We start from the raw sequence: 14,825 nt of genomic DNA on the forward strand, positions 1-14,825 counted from the left end.
TTCCCGAAAGCACCTTCATGTCATCTCCCCTCCCCGACGTCATCCGCGACTTCGAACGCGTACCCGCGCACATCGTGGCGCAGGCGGCCGAGTTCCAGCCCGCCATCCTGGCCGACGTGGCCGGCCGCCGCGGCGCGCTGGACGGTCGCATCAAGGCCCTGCGGCCCCGCATGAAGCTGGCGGGCACCGCGCTCACCGTGGAAGTGCGCCCCGGCGACAACCTGATGATCCACGCCGCCATCGCCATGGCGAAGCCCGGCGACGTGCTCGTCATCGACGGCAAGGGCGACCAGACCTCCGCGCTCATGGGCACGATCATGATGACCGCCTGCAAGAAGGTCGGCATCGCAGGAGTGGTCATCGACGGCGCCTGCCGCGACAGCCTGGAGATCGACGAGATGGACTTTCCGGTCTTCTGCGTGGGCACCAATCCGAACGGGCCGACCAAGAACATCGGCGGGCGCATCGGCCATCCGGTGTCGATCGGCGGCGTGACCGTGCATGCGGGCGACTTCATCGTGGGCGACGCCGACGGCGTGGTCGCGGTGGAGCGCGACAAGATCGAGTCGCTGCTGCCCCACGCGGCGAAGAAGGTGAAGGACGAGGCCGCGCGCATCGCCGCCATCAAGGAAGGCAACACCGCCGCCAAGTGGCTCGACTCCGCACTGCGCGCAGCGGGCGTGCTGAAGGAAGGCGAGACGCTGTGACAGCCATTCTGGTGACGGGCGCCGACCTGGCGTCGCAGGCGGTCGGCCTGCTCGAGGGCTACGAAATCGTCTATGCGGGCAAGACGCCGACCGAAGACGACCTCGTCGCGCTGTGCCGCGCGCACGACCCTGCGGCCATCATCGTGCGCTACGGCAAGGTGGGTGCGGCCGTCATGGACGCCGCGCCGTCGCTGAAGGTGATCTCCAAGCACGGCAGCGGCACCGACACCATCGACAAGGCGGCGGCGCAGGCGCGCGGCATCGAGGTGGTCGCGGCCGTGGGCGCAAATGCGGCGGCAGTGGCCGAGCAGGCGCTCGCGCTGCTGCTGGCCTGCGCGAAGTCGGTGGTGGCGCTGGATGCACGCATGCACGCCGGCCACTGGGACAAGGCGACGCACAAGAGCCTCGAACTCGGCGGCCGCACCATCGGCCTCGTCGGGCTCGGCGCCATCGGGCTACGCTTCGCGCGCATGGCCGATGCGCTGGGCATGCGCGTGCTCGGCTTCGACCCTTACGCGAAGAACCTGCCGGCCCATGTGCAGGCCGCCGACCTCGCGACCCTCTGGGCCGAGTCCGACGTCATCTCGCTGCACTGCCCGTTGACCGACGAGAACCGGGGCCTGCTCAATGCGGACACGCTGGCGCGCTGCAAGCGCGGCGTGATCGTCGTCAACACCGCGCGCGGCGGCCTGATCGACGAAGAGGCGCTGCTGGCAGCCTTGCGCTCGGGCCAGGTTTCCATGGCCGGGCTGGACAGCTTCGCCATCGAGCCGATGACCGTCGGCCATCCATTCCAGGGCGAGAAGAACATCGTGCTGAGCCCGCACATCGGCGGCGTGACCAGTGACGCCTACGTGAACATGGGCGTCGGCGCAGCAAAGAACCTGCTGCAGGTTCTCGCGCGCCAGACGGCGGCGAGTTGCTGAGGCAGCATCGCCGCTACCCCGATCCAGACAAGGAGACAAGAGAATGAAGAGCGGCAAGAAGGCCCGCTGGACCGCGCTCGCAATCGGCCTGCCGGTCGCGCTGGCAGTTCAAATGCAGGCGCAGGCCCAGAGCTGGCCTACCAAGCCGGTGCGCGTGCTCGTCGGCTTCTCGGCGGGGGGCCCCACCGACGTGGTGGCGCGCGCCTTCGCCGACTACGCATCGCGCGCGCTGGGCCAGCCATTCGTCGTGGACAACAAACCCGGCGCCAACACCATCCTCGCGGCCGAGGCGGTCGCCGCCGCGCCAGCGGACGGCTACACCCTGCTGCTGGGCGCGACGAACCACACGATGATCCCGGCGCTCTACAGCCAGCGCGTCAAGTTCGACGCCGTGCGCTCCTTCGCGCCGGTGTGTTCGCTGGCCGTGAGCCCCACGGTGCTCGTGGTGGGGCCGTCGATGCCGGTGAAGTCGCTCGGCGCCTTCCTGCAGGCCGTGAAGGCCGAGCCGGGCAAGCGCACATACGCCACGCCGGGCTCCGGCAGCTCGGGCCACTTCGCGAGCGCGCAGTTCACGCAGCTCACGGGCACGTCGATGAACCACATCCCCTACAAAGGCGCGGCGCAGGCCGTGACCGATCTCATCGGCGGTCAGGTCGACAGCTCCTTCGCCACGCTGGGCTCGGTGCTCGCGCAGGTGCAGAGCGGCAAGCTGACCGCACTGGCGGTGGCCGCCCCGAAGCGCTCCGCGCTGCTGCCCGGTGTGCCGACCTTCGAGGAGGCTGGCGTCAAGGGCTACACGGCCGACGCCTGGTACGGCCTGCTGGCGCCGGCGAAGACGCCGCCCGAGGTGCTGGCCGCGCTGCGCCGCGTGGCCACCGAATTCGCGCAGGCGCCGGCCACGCAGGAAAAGCTGCGCTCGCTGGGCATGGAGGCCCGCAACACCTGCGGCGACGCATTCGGTGCGCAGCTCGCGGGCGAGGTCAGGCTCTACGGCGATCTCGCCCGATCGCTCGACCTCAAGACCGAATGAACGCATACAAGAGGAACACACCATGAAAGCCATCCGACGCATGCTCGCCGCATGCACCCTCATCGCGGCAGCGGCGACCTCCGCGCACGCAGCCTATCCGGAGCGCCCCATCACGCTGGTCGTGCCCTATGCACCCGGCGGATCGGCGGATGCGCTCGCGCGCGTGCTGGCCGTGCGCGTGGGCATGAAGCTGGGCACCACCGTGATCGTCGACAACCGGCCCGGCGCCAGCGGCACCATCGGCGCGGGCTTTGCGGCCAAGGCCTCGCCCGACGGTTACACCGTGCTCTACGACGCCACGCCCTACTCGATCAATCCGCATCTCTTCGCGCGCATGCCCTATGCCGCCAATGCGCTGCAGCCGCTCGCGCTCGTGGCGCTGGCGCCCAACATCGTGATCGTGCGCGCCGATTCGCCCTTGAAGAGCATCAAGGACCTCGCGGACAAGGCCAAGGCCGAGCCAGGCAAGATCAACTTCGCATCGGGCGGCAGCGGCACCGTGCAGCGGCTCGCGGCGGAGCTGCTGCGCCAGCGGCTCGGGCTCGACATGGTGCACGTGGGCTACAAGAGCGGCGGCCCCGCCATCACCGACGTGATGGGCGGGCAGGTCGACTTCATGTTCAGCACCATCGCCGCGTCGTATCCGCTCGTGTCCTCCGGCAAGCTGCGCGCGCTGGCGGTGTCGTCGCCGCAGCGTTCGCCGCGGCTGCCCGAGGTGCCGACCATCGCCGAGACCGTGGCGCCCGGCTACGAGGCCTACGAATGGAACGGCATGTTCCTGCCGGCCGGCACGCCGGCGCCCATCGCCGAGAAACTGCACAAGGCGGTGGTCGAGGCGCTGAAGGAAGACGAAGTGAAGAAGCGCTTCGTCGACGTCGGCGTGCAGCCGGTCGGCTCGACCTCCGCCGAGTTCGCCGACTTCCTGAAGAAGGAAGACGCGAAGTGGGCGGAGGTGATCCGCAAGGGCAACATCAAGCTCGATTGACCACAGCGCACGAATGAACGCCACCTCCATCGCGCAGCCGGTTCCCCACTCGGTGGGCACGGACCGTCCTGCGCTCGCGCTGCCCGCAGGCGCCTGCGACAGCCACATGCACATCTTCGATGCGCGCTTCGCCGCGTCGCCGCACTGGAAGCGCCAGCCGCCGCACGCCGAGGTGGCAGCCTACTGCCTGCTGCAGCAGCGGCTGGGCACCTCGCGCACGGTGGTCGTCAATCCTTCGACCTACGGCACCGACAACGCCTGCACCCTCGATGCGCTCGCGCAGTTGGGCGAACAGGCGCGCGGCGTCGCGGTCGTCGCCGAGGATGTGGCCGACGATGAACTCGACCGCCTCGCAGCGCAGCGCGTCTGCGGCCTGCGCGTGAACTTCGTGACGCCGCAGTCCTGGGGCACCACCACGCCGCAGATGCTGACGACGCTGGCGCGCAAGGTGGCGCGGCTTGGCTGGCATATCCAGGTCTTCGTGCATCCGGAGCAGCTGGTGGAACTCGAACCGGTGCTGGCCACCTTGCCGGTGCCGCTGGTCATCGACCACATGGCGCGCATCGATCCGGCCGAAGGTGCCAATGCAGCGGCGTTCACCGTGGCGCGGCGACTGCTCGACGGCGGCAACACATGGATGAAGCTCTCGGGCGTCTACATGCGATCGCGCGACGGAGCACCCGCCTACCGCGATGCCTTCGCGCTGGGCCGCGCGCTGGTCGAGGCCGCGCCCGAGCGGCTGGTGTGGGGCAGCGACTGGCCGCATACGACCGAGACGCCGGGAACGGTGGACGATGCCGCGCTTGCCAATGTGCTGGCAGCCTGGTGCGGCGACGAGGCCGTGCGCAGGCGCATCCTCGTCGACAACCCGGCGAAACTCTATGGATTCGCGGCTGCCTGATCCGCGCCGACTAGGAAACCGACATGTACTTCCTGCAAGCACCCCAGGTGCTGGAGCTCCAGACCTTCACCAGCATGCCCGGGCATTTCCGGCGCCGCGAGCCGAGCGTCTGGGCCGACGCCAACCGCGGCGGCCAGCCGACCGACTCCTTCCTCGAAGGCCCGGTGTTCGACGACGCCGGCAACCTCTACGTCTCGGACATTCCCTTCGGCCGCATCTTCCGCATCGACGCCTCGGGCGAGTGGACGCTGGTGGCCGAATACGACGGCGAACCGAACGGCATGAAGTTAATCGACGCGAACACGCTGCTCGTCACCGACTACAGGAGCGGCCTGATGCGCGTGGACGTGCACACCGGCAGCGTCACGCCGCACCTGCAGCGGCGCAACACCGAGAGCTTCAAGGGCGTGAACGACCTGGTGCTGGACGCGCAGAGCAACGTCTACTTCACCGACCAGGGCCAGAGCGGTCTGCACGACCCGTCGGGGCGCCTGTATCGCCTGCGGCCCGACGGGCAACTCGACCTGCTGCTGTCGAACGTGCCCAGCCCCAACGGCGTGGCGCTCTCGCCCGACGGCAAGGTGCTCTACCTCGCCGTAACGCGCGGCAACTGCATCTGGCGCGTGCCGCTGCTCGCGGACGGCAGCGTCGCCAAGGTGGGCCAGTTCTTCACCTCCTACGGCCCGAGCGGCCCCGACGGGCTCGCCGTCGACGCGCAGGGGCGGCTGCTGGTCGCCAACCCGGGGCTTGGCATCGTCTGGGTGCTCAATGCGCGCGCGGAACCGGTCGTGGTGCTGCGCGGCCCGGTGGGCGCGTCCACCACGAACATCGCGTTCGGCGGGCCGGACCGGTCGACGCTGTTCGTCACCGATTCGACGCATGGCAATGTGCTGAAGGCCGAGCTCGACGCGCCAGGCGTGGAACTGCATCGATTGAACGACTGAGGGGCTGAGCTTCGCTGGGGGCTGGTGCGTGGTGCGATCACTCGCGAAGGCAGTGTCGAGTCAGTTCCTCATCGCGCACCCGCAGGTCATTGCCGCTGGCCCGTCGCCGGCGACGCAGTCCGGGTATGGAACTGGAGCAATACCTCCACAGGATGCCGCAGATGCCGGCCCGCCATTCGCTTGGCCTGGCTGCGACAGGAGTAGCCCGTCGCCAGGAACTCCGTCTTCTGCGTCTCCCCGTCCTTCAGGATCGGTTCCCAGGACAGGGAGTAGATCTGGCGGGACGTCGCGACGTTCACGCTCTCATGGCCATAGGTCCCCGACATGCCGCAGCAGCCGCTGGCTTGCTGCTGGAGCTTCAAACCGGCGCGGGCGAACACATCGGGCCACAAGGCCGCGGCCGCAGGCGCGTTCGTCCGTTCGGTGCAATGACCCAGAAGCCGGAAGTCTCCCACTGCAGGTTGAGGATTCATCCGAGGCAGAACATCCAGCAGCCACTCCTGCGGAAGCTGCACGGCGGGAGGCTTTTCCAGGGCTGGGAGCTTCGCGTATTCCTGTCGATACACGAGTGTCATCGCAGGGTCGAGGCCGACGAGCGGCACGCCGCACGAAGCCAGTTCGTCGAGCATCGCCGCGTTCCTGCGCGCTGCACGGCCGAACCCCTTCAAAAAGCCAAGGACGTGAAGCGGCTTGCCGTTCGGCATGAAAGGCGCCAGCCACACCGTGTACCCGAGCCGTGAAGCGAGTTCGATGAATGCCGAGAAAACGTGCGTATCGAAATAGCGCGTAAAGGCATCCTGAACGAGGACGACGGACCGGGCCCGCTGCGCATCCGTCAGAGCCATCAGCGACCGCTCAGTGGCAGTGCGTACGCCCCAGCGACGCAGCGTGGCACGGAAGTCGAAACGGCTCAGCAGCGGACTGTCGACCATGCCCGCATGGCGTTCGAGCATGCGGCGCAGCAGGCTGGAGGACATCGCCGCGTTGTAGAGCCACGGAACCCGCGCGAAGAACGGCACGCTGAATTCGAGCGAACCGATCAGGTAGTCCTTCATCGGCCGCGAGTAACGGGAGTGATAGAGCTCCAGGAAGCGCGAGCGGAAATCCGGGACGTTGACCTTGACAGGGCACTGCCCCGCGCACGACTTGCAGGCCAGGCAACCGCTCATCGCTTCGTAGACCTCGTGGGAGAAGTCATCGGAAGCACCGTTGCGGGCCACCGCGCGACCACGGCCGCTCTTCCAGCGCCTGACGAATCCGGCGACGAGCGAAGGCTGCTGCGCAGCCACCCCGAGTACATCGACCCCCGCATTGCCCTGCAAACGCAGCCACTCCCGCATCAGGGCCGCACGGCCCTTGGGCGAATGCCTGCGTTCACGCGTGGCCTTCCATGAGGGGCACATCGCATCGTCAGGGTCGAAGTTGTAGCAGGCGCCGTTGCCGTTGCAGCGAAGCGCACTTGCGTGGCTTTGCCAGACGCGTTCGTCGATCTGGCGATCGGCGTCGGCGCGCAAAGGGACTTCGTCGATACGCAGCAACTCTGCAGGCTGGCCCGCGGGAGTGGCGATCTTTCCCGGGTTCAGCTGGTTGTATGGGTCGAACGCAGCCTTGAGTTGCTGCAGTGCCGGATACAACGGACCGAAGAACTTCGGCGCGTACTCGGAACGAACGCCCTTCCCGTGCTCGCCCCATAACACGCCGCCGTATTTCAGCGTCAACTCCGCGACCTCATCGGAGATCGTGCGGATCAACGCCGCGTGGGCCGGGTTTCTCAGATCCAGCGCCGGCCGGACATGAAGCACGCCCGCATCCACATGGCCGAACATGCCATAGCTCAGCCCATGGCCGTCGAGCAGCGCCCTGAACTCTTCGATGTAGTCGGCAAGCTTCTCCGGCGGCACCGCAGTGTCTTCGACGAAAGGCTGAGGCCGGGCCTCGCCCGGCACGTTGCCCAGAAATCCGACGGCGCGCTTGCGCATGGCGTAGACCTTCTCCACGCAAGCCTTCCCCCAAGCGACCGTGTGGCCGATGCGTGCCGCAGTGGCATCGTCCGCAAGATGGCCGACGAAGGCCGCCACGCGCTCGCGCAGTTCCTCCTGCGAGTCTGCGCAGAATTCGACCAGGTTGATGCCACGGGTCGGAAGCCTGTCGCCGTCGACAGGGAAGTACTCCGCCACGTCCTGCCAGACGATGTCGCCCATCGCCAGACTCAACACCTGTGAATCGACCGTCTCGATCGACAGCGGGCGATGCTGCATCAGGAATCTTGCGTCCCGCAGAGCATCCATGAAGCTGGCGTACCGCACATTGACCAGCACCGAATACCGGGGAATGGGGAGCAGCCCGATCTCGGCCTCGACCACGAATCCCAGCGAACCTTCTGCGCCGCACAGGACGCTGTTGAGGTTGAAGCGATCGCCGGGTTCCCCGAGGTGTGCCAGGTCATAGCCGGTGAGGCAGCGATTCAGCGGAGGAAAGCGCGCGGCGATCAGGTCGGCATGCCGGGTGGCGATCTGGTGTGCGCAGCGCCACACGGCACCCACTGGCCCGTCTTTCTGCAACTGCACCTGCAGTTCGCCGGCATCGACGGATCTGCTCGAAAAGCGAATGCCGCCCAGCATGACCATGTCGAGTTCCTGCACATGGTCCCGCGTCTTGCCGTAGGTGCAGCTTCCCTGGCCGCTCGCGTCCGTGTTGATCATCCCGCCTATCGTGGCGCGGTTGGAGGTCGACAGCTCCGGTGCGAAGAAGAGTCCATGCTCCTGCAGCGCCGCGTTGAGCTGGTCCTTGACCACGCCCGCCTGCACCCTTGCCACTCGCCGGACGGGGTCGATCCAGAGAATCCGGTTGAGATGCCGGGAGAGGTCGACCACGATGCCGTCCGTCAGCGACTGCCCGTTGGTGCCCGTCCCGCCGCCACGCGCGGAAACGACCACCTGCCGATGCTCCGGCGCGGCGAGCAGCTTCGCGAGCGTTTCGACGTCCGCCCCGTCCAGCGGGAAGACCACGGCCTGGGGCAGGCGCTGGTAGATCGAGTTGTCCGTGGCGAGGACGGTGCGGTCGGCGTATCGCGGCGAGATCTCGCCACGGAAGCCTGCCGCGCCCAATGCATGAAGAAAGCGCCGGTAGCCGCCTTGCAGTGCGACGGGGGCTGGAATGATCTCGATCAATTTCGGGGTTCCACGGTTGCGAGGGGCAGTCGGCCGGCCTGCCTGCGCTTGCAAGGCCGCGGCCGGCAAAGCCGCAAGAGCCTGCGCGCACCTGCAGCGCCCGCACGGCCGCTTTCCTTCCAGTAAGTCATGCGCCTTGCGATCCTCGCGCCAGGCGATCCGGTGCCGATCAGTCGGACTTCAGGCGTCCCTGCTTGACCATCTGCGCGGCCAGGGCCGACTCGGCGCTGACCAGCTTCTGGAGCGCAGCGCCTGTGCCTCCGACGGGCTCGCTGCCCAGGTCCTTGATCACGTTGGAAAACTCCGGCTGGGCCACGGCCTTGGTGGCCCAATCCTGCAGGCTGGCGACGCTGGCGGCGGGCGCGCCACGAGGCACGAACAATCCGACGAAGGTGGTTGCGTCGAACACCGGCAGGCCCAGCTGAGCCAGTGTCGGGACATTGGCGAGAAGCCCGCCGCCCTGCGGGCCCAGCACGATGAGGGCACGCAGCGCGCCGCTCTTGATGTGCGGGGTGGAACTCGTGATCTGGTCGACCACGGCGTCGATCTGGCCGCCCATCAGATCGACCAGGGCCGGGCCCGAACCCTTGTAGGGCACGGCATTGACCTGCGCCTTGGCGGAGTCCTCGAACTGGAGCAGCGCCAGGTGGTTGGGAGAGCCGGGGCCTGCGTGGCCGACCGTCACGCTCTGGCTGGCAGCCTTGGCGACCTTGAGGAAGTCCGCAGCGGTCTTGAACCGCGGGTCGTTGGCGCGCACGACCACGACAACGGGCGTACGGCTGAGCAGAGCGACCGGCGTCAGGCTGTCGGCCTTGTAGGGCACCTTGATGATCTCCGGAAGGGTTCCCAGCTGACCGGGTGTCGCCACCAGCAGCGTGTGCCCGTCGGGCTCGGCTCTCGCAACTGCGCCCGTTCCCACGGCGCCGCCGCCGCCGGCACGGTTGTCGATGATCACGGACTGGCCGACCAGCCTGGTCAGCGGCACGCTCAGCGAGCGCCCGACGATGTCCACGTTCCCTCCCGGTGCGAAGGGAACCACCAGGGTGATCGACTTCGAAGGAAAGCGATTCTGCGCAATGGCGGGGTGGAGTGCGGCGCAGGCAGCGAGCGATGCGGCACCTTGCAGGAAAGCTCTGCGGCTGCTTTTTTGATTGAACATGAATGTCTCCTTCTTGAAAAATCAGTCGTTCCAATAAAGCCGGGTCGGGTTCTCGACCAGGGCCTTGCGCCTGATTTCCTCGGGAAACCAGTGGGTGATCAGGTTTGCCAGCTCGATGCTGGCGATCGACTTCGCGTCGACGCCGGGATGGGGCCAGTCAGAGCCCCAGACGATGCGATCGGGATTCGCGTGCGCCAGGCTGTGCGCGAGCGGCAGCACGGCGGGGTCGACGCCTGAGCCTGTCGCGGATATCCGGTATGCGCCCGAGAACTTGACCCAGGCACGTCCCTCCTGAAGCAGGCTTCGAAGGCCCTTGACGCCCCTGCTGTCGATGTCGCCGCAGTTCGATGGATGGCCGAAGTGGTCCACCACGACGCTCATGCCCTTTTCGGTCAGGCGCTGGACGAGGCTGAAATCCGCATCGATGTTCACGAGCAGCTGGATGTGCCACCCAAGCCCCTTCACCCGATCCGCAATGGATTGCAGGCCGGCGGCGGAAACGCCTCCGCTGAACAGCGCATTGCATCTGGCGCCCCTCACTCCGAGTCGATGCAGTTCCTCGATCTCCGCATCCGGCGTGTCTTCGAAGATGACGGCCACGCCGCGCATGCTGCCGGGATCTGCGTCGCCGAGTGTCCGCTTCAGGAGCGAGTGATCGCGGCCGTACACGCTCGGCTGGACAAGAACGCAGCGATCCATGCCCAAGGGCCTATAGGCAGACCAGTACTGTTCGATCGTGGCCGGCGGCGGGGTGTACGAGCGCTCGGCGATGAACGGGAATGCCTCCGGAGATCCGAAAACATGCAAGTGCGTGTCGCATGCCCCCTCAGGAAAGATTCTTTGTTTTTCACCAGGAAGCGCCTGGTGGGCTGCGTCGTGGCGGCCTGTGATTGCCATGGATTCCGAACTGTCTGGTTAAGTACAGGCCAGATTGTTTTGGCTCGGCCCACAGTCAGTCAAATTCATTACCATCATCATTCAAATGAATGAAATTCAGCTTTCCCCGGACCAGGATCGCGCAGCGATCAACCTTCGCAGGATCGACCTCAACCTCCTGGTGATGTTCGAAGCGCTCGTCGAAGAGCGAAGCGTGAGCAAGGCGGCGGCCAGGCTCAACCTGACCTCTTCTGCCGTGAGCCACGCGTTGCGCCGTCTCAGGGACCAGTTCAAGGACCCCCTGATGCTGCGAACCGCGCAAGGCATGGTTCCGACCCCCGAGGCCGTTCGCCTCGCGAAGAGTTTCAGAAAGGCCTTCAGCGAAATCGAGAACGCCATCGGCGTTGCCGGTGAGTTCGACCCCGCCACCGCGAGAAGGACTTTTCTTCTGCGCGTGTCCGACTATGTCGGCATCCTCCTGCTGCCGCGCCTGTGCGTCGAACTGCGCACCGTGGCGCCGGGTGTCAGCCTCTCGGTGCAGTCTTTCGAGATGCGCCAGCCGTCGGACCGCGTCGAATACGAAGGCGTGGAGATCAGGCTCTCCGTTTCCCGGGGGCACTCCGTTCTTTCCGCCTCCCGACGAATACTGGACGACCGATGGATGGTGTTGATGAGGAAAGGCCACCCCGCCGCATCCGCACCGCTGACCCTGGACAAATACCTCGAACTCGGGCATCTGAAGGTCTCGGGGGTCGGCAGCAGCATCCTCGACGAACTGCTCGCCGAGCGCGGGCTGGCACGCCGGGTCATGATCCAGGTGCCCACCTGGCAAGGCATGGTGCCGGTGATCGAATCCACCGACCTGATTGCCGCCATGCCGGCTCACTGGATGGGCAGCGTGCTCTCAGGCTCGAACTGCGTCGCCTTTCCGTTCCCGCTGCCCGAGCTGGCGCTTTCCATCGATGCCGTCTGGCATCCCCGCAACGATCACGATCCCGGCCACAAATGGTTCAGGGAACTGATCCACCAGATCTTTCACGACGCGCACAAGAAATCGCACGTGCAAGACTGACGGCGATTCGATGAGCCGGGCGACGCCGCTTCAACCGGCGTGATCGAGGCCTTTCCCTCGATGAATCAGGCGGCGACGGCCTCCGCCTGCGCTGCATCCCCCGCGAAGTCGATCAGCACCTTCATCGCTTTCTGCCTGTCGCTCGCCAGCTCGAAGGCTTGGCGCGCCTGCAGCATCGGGAAGGTGTGCGACACCACCGGGGAAAGATCGACGCGCCCTTCGTTGATGAGCTTCACCGCCAGCGCGAACTCGGCATGGAAGCGGAACGAGCCGCAGATGCTGAGCTCCTTCGCCACCACCATGTTCTGCGGAATGCTCACGTCGCCGCCCAGGCCGAGCTGCACGACCACGCCGCGCGGGCGCATCACCTCCAGGCCGTCGCGCAGCGCGCGCTCGTTGCCGGAGCATTCGAGCATCACGTCGAAGGTGCCCTTGTCGGCGGAGTAGCGCGAGACCCAGGCCTTGTCCTGCGCGACGTTGATGGCGTTGTCGGCCCCCATGGCGCGCGCGATGGCCAGCGGCTCGTCGACCACGTCGGTGGCGGTGATCTCGGCCGCGCCGTGCGCGCGCGCCGCCGCGATGGCAAGCACGCCGATGGGCCCGCAGCCGGACACCAGCACGCGCTTGCCCAACAAGGGGCCGGCGCGCGACACGCCGTGCAGCCCCACCGAGAACGGCTCGGCCAGCGCGGCCAGGCGCAGCGGCACGTGGTCGGCCACCTTCACGCATTGCGTGGCCTCGCACAGCAGCATGTTGCGGAACGCGCCCTGCACGTGCGGCGTGCGCATCGCGCTGCCGTAGAAGCGCATGTCCAGGCACTGGTTGGGCAGGCCTTCGAGGCAGAACTTGCAGGCGCCGCAGGGACGGCTCGGGTTGACGGCGACCTTGTCGCCGATGCGCACGCTCTCGACGCCGGGCGCCACCGCCACCACGGTGCCGGCAACTTCGTGGCCCAGCACCATTGGCTCCTTGATGCGCACGGTGCCGAAGCCGCCGTTGTGGAAGTAGTGCAGATCGGAGCCGCAGATGCCGCCCATTCCGACCTTCACCAGCACCTGGCCGGGGCCGATCTCGCCGGCGTCCTGCTCGTCCAGGCGCAGGTCGTCGGGGGCGTGGATCACGAGGCACATGCAACGCAGGCGCATGGTTCTTCTTCCTTCTGTCTTTGTCAGGTGTCAGGCAACGGGGGTGATCAGGGGTCGGCCCGCGAAGTGGGCCTCGAGGTTGCGGCGCACCAGCTCGCCCATGGCGCGGCGCGTCGCTTCGGTGCCGCTGCCATGGTGCGGGGTGAGCACTACGTTGTCGAGCGCGGCGAAGCGCGGGTCGATGCGCGGTTCGTTGAGGAACACGTCGAGCGCCGCGCCGGCGATGGCGCGCGTCTCCAGCGCCTGCAGCAGCGCGGCTTCGTCGACGGTGGTGCCGCGCGACACGTTCACCAGCCAGCCCCTGGGGCCCAGCGCCTGCAGCACTTCGCCGTTGACGATGCCGCGCGTGGCCTCGCCGCCGGGGAGGATGACGATGAGCACGTCGCACCACTCGGCCATCGCGCTCAGGCTGGCGAAGTGGCGGTGCGGGCTCTCCGCCTTCGGCGTGCGGCTGAAGTAACCCACCTCCACGTCGAAGCCCGAGAGCCGCCGCGCGATGGTGCTGCCGATGCGGCCGAAGCCCGCGATGCCGATGCGCTGGCCGAAGACGCGCGTGGCCAGCGGCATGCCGCCGTGGGCCCAGGCGCCGCTGCGCACGAACTGGTCGCCTGCCGGAATGCGCCGCTGTACGGCCAGCAGGAGGCCTACGGCAAGATCGGCCACGTCGCCGTTGAGCACGTCGGGCGTGTTGGTCACGCGGATGCCGCGCGCGCGGCAGGCGGCGAGGTCGATGCCGTCGGTGCCCACGCCGTAGCAGGCGACCAGCTCCAGCTTCGGCAACGCCGCGATGAGTTCGGTGCTCGCGCCGAGTTCGCCGCGCGTGGCAATCGCGCGGATCTGCGGTGCGTGCTCGGCGATGAAGGCCTGCCGGTCAGGCGCCTCCCAAAGGCGGTGCAGCGTGTAGGCCTCCCGCATCGGCGCCATGTCCCATTCGGGGTAGGTGCCAGGCATCAGCACATGCGGAAGAGCGGCGGTGGTGGTCAAGCTGGTGTCCTTTTGGCTGGCGCGCAATGATACCGGTAACTTTAATAGTTTCAGCGGACCGCGCGAACTCGGGGTTTACCCATTGACTGCATCAAAAGATACCGGTAACTTATTTGCCTGTCACGCACCAGGAAACTCCCTTGAAACTGTTCGACCTCTCCGGGCGCACCGCCCTCGTCACCGGCTCCAGCAAGGGCATCGGCTTCGCGCTGGCCGGCGCGCTCGGCAATGCGGGCGCCCGCGTCGTGCTCAATGCGCGCGACCCCGCCCTGCTCGCCGCCGCCCGCGACGCCCTGCGCGCCAGGGGCATCGCGGCCGAAGCAAAGGCCTTCGACGTGACCGACGCCGAGGCCGTGGAAGCCGGCGTGGCCGCCATCGAGGCCGAGGTCGGGCCCATCGACATCCTCGTCAACAACGCCGGCATGCAGCATCGCGGGGCCTTCGCCGAGTTCCCGGTGGATGCGTGGCACAAGATCACCACCACCAACATCGACAGCGTGTTCCTGGTGGGCCGCTCGGTCGCGCAGCGCATGATCGAGCGCAAGCGCGGCAAGATCATCAACGTGTGCTCGGTGCAGAGCGAGCTGGGCCGCCCGGGCATCGCGCCCTACGCCGCCACCAAGGGCGCGGTGAAGATGCTCACCAAGGGCATGGCGATCGACCTCGGCAAGCACGGCATCCAGGTCAACGGCCTCGGGCCGGGCTACTTCAAGACCGAGCTCACGCAGGCGCTGGTGGCCGACGAGGCCTTTACCGCATGGCTCTCGGGCCGCACGCCCGCGGGCCGCTGGGGCGACGTGGAGGAACTCGGCGGCGCGGCCATCTTCCTGGCCTCGGACGCATCGAGCTTCGTCAACGGCCACATCCTGTATGTGGACGGCGGCATCACCGCGAGCCTGTAGCACCGTGCCGCGGGCCCACATCGG

Annotated in this window: 13 protein-coding genes; 8 read left to right on the plus strand and 5 right to left on the minus strand. The window is 67.4% G+C overall.

Translation table 11 applies throughout. The features are described from left to right. Positions 1-17: 17 nt before the first annotated feature. From ABL843_RS23695 to ABL843_RS23720, 6 genes are read left to right on the plus strand one after another with little or no spacing between them, the layout of a single operon-like run. On the plus strand, positions 18-707 hold the full coding sequence (locus ABL843_RS23695) for an RraA family protein (RefSeq protein WP_418117552.1): 690 nt from the start codon (positions 18-20) through the stop codon (positions 705-707). Further along, positions 704-1,633: an NAD(P)-dependent oxidoreductase gene (locus ABL843_RS23700; protein ID WP_418117554.1), complete on the plus strand. Its 930-nt coding sequence runs from the start codon at positions 704-706 to the stop codon at positions 1,631-1,633. Before ABL843_RS23695 ends, ABL843_RS23700 begins: the two co-directional genes overlap by 4 nt. Positions 1,634-1,676: 43 nt before the next feature. Then, a complete protein-coding gene (locus tag ABL843_RS23705) occupies positions 1,677-2,663 on the plus strand; it encodes a Bug family tripartite tricarboxylate transporter substrate binding protein (RefSeq protein ID WP_418117555.1) in 987 nt (328 codons plus the stop codon). Between the two features lie 22 nt (positions 2,664-2,685). Next, positions 2,686-3,648, plus strand: coding sequence for a tripartite tricarboxylate transporter substrate binding protein (locus tag ABL843_RS23710; RefSeq protein WP_418117556.1), 963 nt, complete (start codon positions 2,686-2,688; stop codon positions 3,646-3,648). A 13-nt stretch (positions 3,649-3,661) separates the two neighbouring features. Then, positions 3,662-4,549 (plus strand): amidohydrolase family protein, encoded by an 888-nt coding sequence (locus tag ABL843_RS23715; protein ID WP_418117557.1) that lies wholly within the window; start codon positions 3,662-3,664, stop codon positions 4,547-4,549. Positions 4,550-4,572: 23 nt separating this feature from the next. Continuing rightward, positions 4,573-5,493, plus strand: a complete 921-nt coding sequence (locus tag ABL843_RS23720) for an SMP-30/gluconolactonase/LRE family protein (RefSeq protein WP_418117559.1) — start codon at positions 4,573-4,575, stop codon at positions 5,491-5,493. A gap of 86 nt (positions 5,494-5,579) precedes the next feature. Here ABL843_RS23720 and ABL843_RS23725 read toward each other — a convergent pair whose 3' ends face one another. The 3 genes from ABL843_RS23725 to ABL843_RS23735 all read right to left on the minus strand — a co-directional run bounded on the left by ABL843_RS23725 (position 5,580) and on the right by ABL843_RS23735 (position 10,719). Beyond that, entirely contained in the window at positions 5,580-8,660 is a 3,081-nt protein-coding gene (locus ABL843_RS23725; RefSeq protein ID WP_418120508.1) for an FAD-binding and (Fe-S)-binding domain-containing protein, read from the minus strand. A gap of 172 nt (positions 8,661-8,832) precedes the next feature. Further along, on the minus strand, positions 8,833-9,822 hold the full coding sequence (locus tag ABL843_RS23730) for a Bug family tripartite tricarboxylate transporter substrate binding protein (protein WP_418117561.1): 990 nt from the start codon (positions 9,820-9,822) through the stop codon (positions 8,833-8,835). Positions 9,823-9,843: 21 nt separating this feature from the next. Then, positions 9,844-10,719 (minus strand): amidohydrolase family protein, encoded by an 876-nt coding sequence (locus ABL843_RS23735; protein WP_418117562.1) that lies wholly within the window; start codon positions 10,717-10,719, stop codon positions 9,844-9,846. Positions 10,720-10,804: 85 nt separating this feature from the next. Between ABL843_RS23735 and ABL843_RS23740 the strand changes: the two genes are divergently transcribed. Next, positions 10,805-11,770, plus strand: coding sequence for a LysR family transcriptional regulator (locus ABL843_RS23740; protein WP_418117563.1), 966 nt, complete (start codon positions 10,805-10,807; stop codon positions 11,768-11,770). A gap of 65 nt (positions 11,771-11,835) precedes the next feature. Here ABL843_RS23740 and ABL843_RS23745 read toward each other — a convergent pair whose 3' ends face one another. Beyond that, a complete protein-coding gene (locus ABL843_RS23745) occupies positions 11,836-12,915 on the minus strand; it encodes an L-idonate 5-dehydrogenase (RefSeq protein ID WP_418117564.1) in 1,080 nt (359 codons plus the stop codon). Positions 12,916-12,945: 30 nt separating this feature from the next. Then, on the minus strand, positions 12,946-13,899 hold the full coding sequence (locus ABL843_RS23750; RefSeq protein ID WP_418117565.1) for a 2-hydroxyacid dehydrogenase: 954 nt from the start codon (positions 13,897-13,899) through the stop codon (positions 12,946-12,948). 140 nt (positions 13,900-14,039) lie between these two features. Between ABL843_RS23750 and ABL843_RS23755 the strand changes: the two genes are divergently transcribed. After that, a complete protein-coding gene (locus ABL843_RS23755) occupies positions 14,040-14,801 on the plus strand; it encodes an SDR family oxidoreductase (protein WP_184641091.1) in 762 nt (253 codons plus the stop codon). Positions 14,802-14,825 lie beyond the last annotated feature (24 nt).

Origin of the sequence: Variovorax sp. 350MFTsu5.1, from assembly GCF_048302515.1 — a bacterium.
Lineage (GTDB): Bacteria > Pseudomonadota > Gammaproteobacteria > Burkholderiales > Burkholderiaceae_C > Variovorax > Variovorax guangxiensis.

What these genes read in the sequence shown, in the direction of transcription:
- ABL843_RS23730 (WP_418117561.1), bottom strand. Translation starts at nt 9,822, where the DNA reads ATGTTCAATCAAAAAAGCAGCCGCAGAGCTTTCCTGCAAGGTGCCGCA.
- ABL843_RS23740 (WP_418117563.1), top strand. Translation starts at nt 10,805, where the DNA reads ATGAATGAAATTCAGCTTTCCCCGGACCAGGATCGCGCAGCGATCAAC.
- ABL843_RS23735 (WP_418117562.1), bottom strand. Translation starts at nt 10,719, where the DNA reads ATGGCAATCACAGGCCGCCACGACGCAGCCCACCAGGCGCTTCCTGGT.
- ABL843_RS23745 (WP_418117564.1), bottom strand. Translation starts at nt 12,915, where the DNA reads ATGCGCCTGCGTTGCATGTGCCTCGTGATCCACGCCCCCGACGACCTG.
- ABL843_RS23720 (WP_418117559.1), top strand. Translation starts at nt 4,573, where the DNA reads ATGTACTTCCTGCAAGCACCCCAGGTGCTGGAGCTCCAGACCTTCACC.
- ABL843_RS23710 (WP_418117556.1), top strand. Translation starts at nt 2,686, where the DNA reads ATGAAAGCCATCCGACGCATGCTCGCCGCATGCACCCTCATCGCGGCA.
- ABL843_RS23715 (WP_418117557.1), top strand. Translation starts at nt 3,662, where the DNA reads ATGAACGCCACCTCCATCGCGCAGCCGGTTCCCCACTCGGTGGGCACG.
- ABL843_RS23695 (WP_418117552.1), top strand. Translation starts at nt 18, where the DNA reads ATGTCATCTCCCCTCCCCGACGTCATCCGCGACTTCGAACGCGTACCC.
- ABL843_RS23705 (WP_418117555.1), top strand. Translation starts at nt 1,677, where the DNA reads ATGAAGAGCGGCAAGAAGGCCCGCTGGACCGCGCTCGCAATCGGCCTG.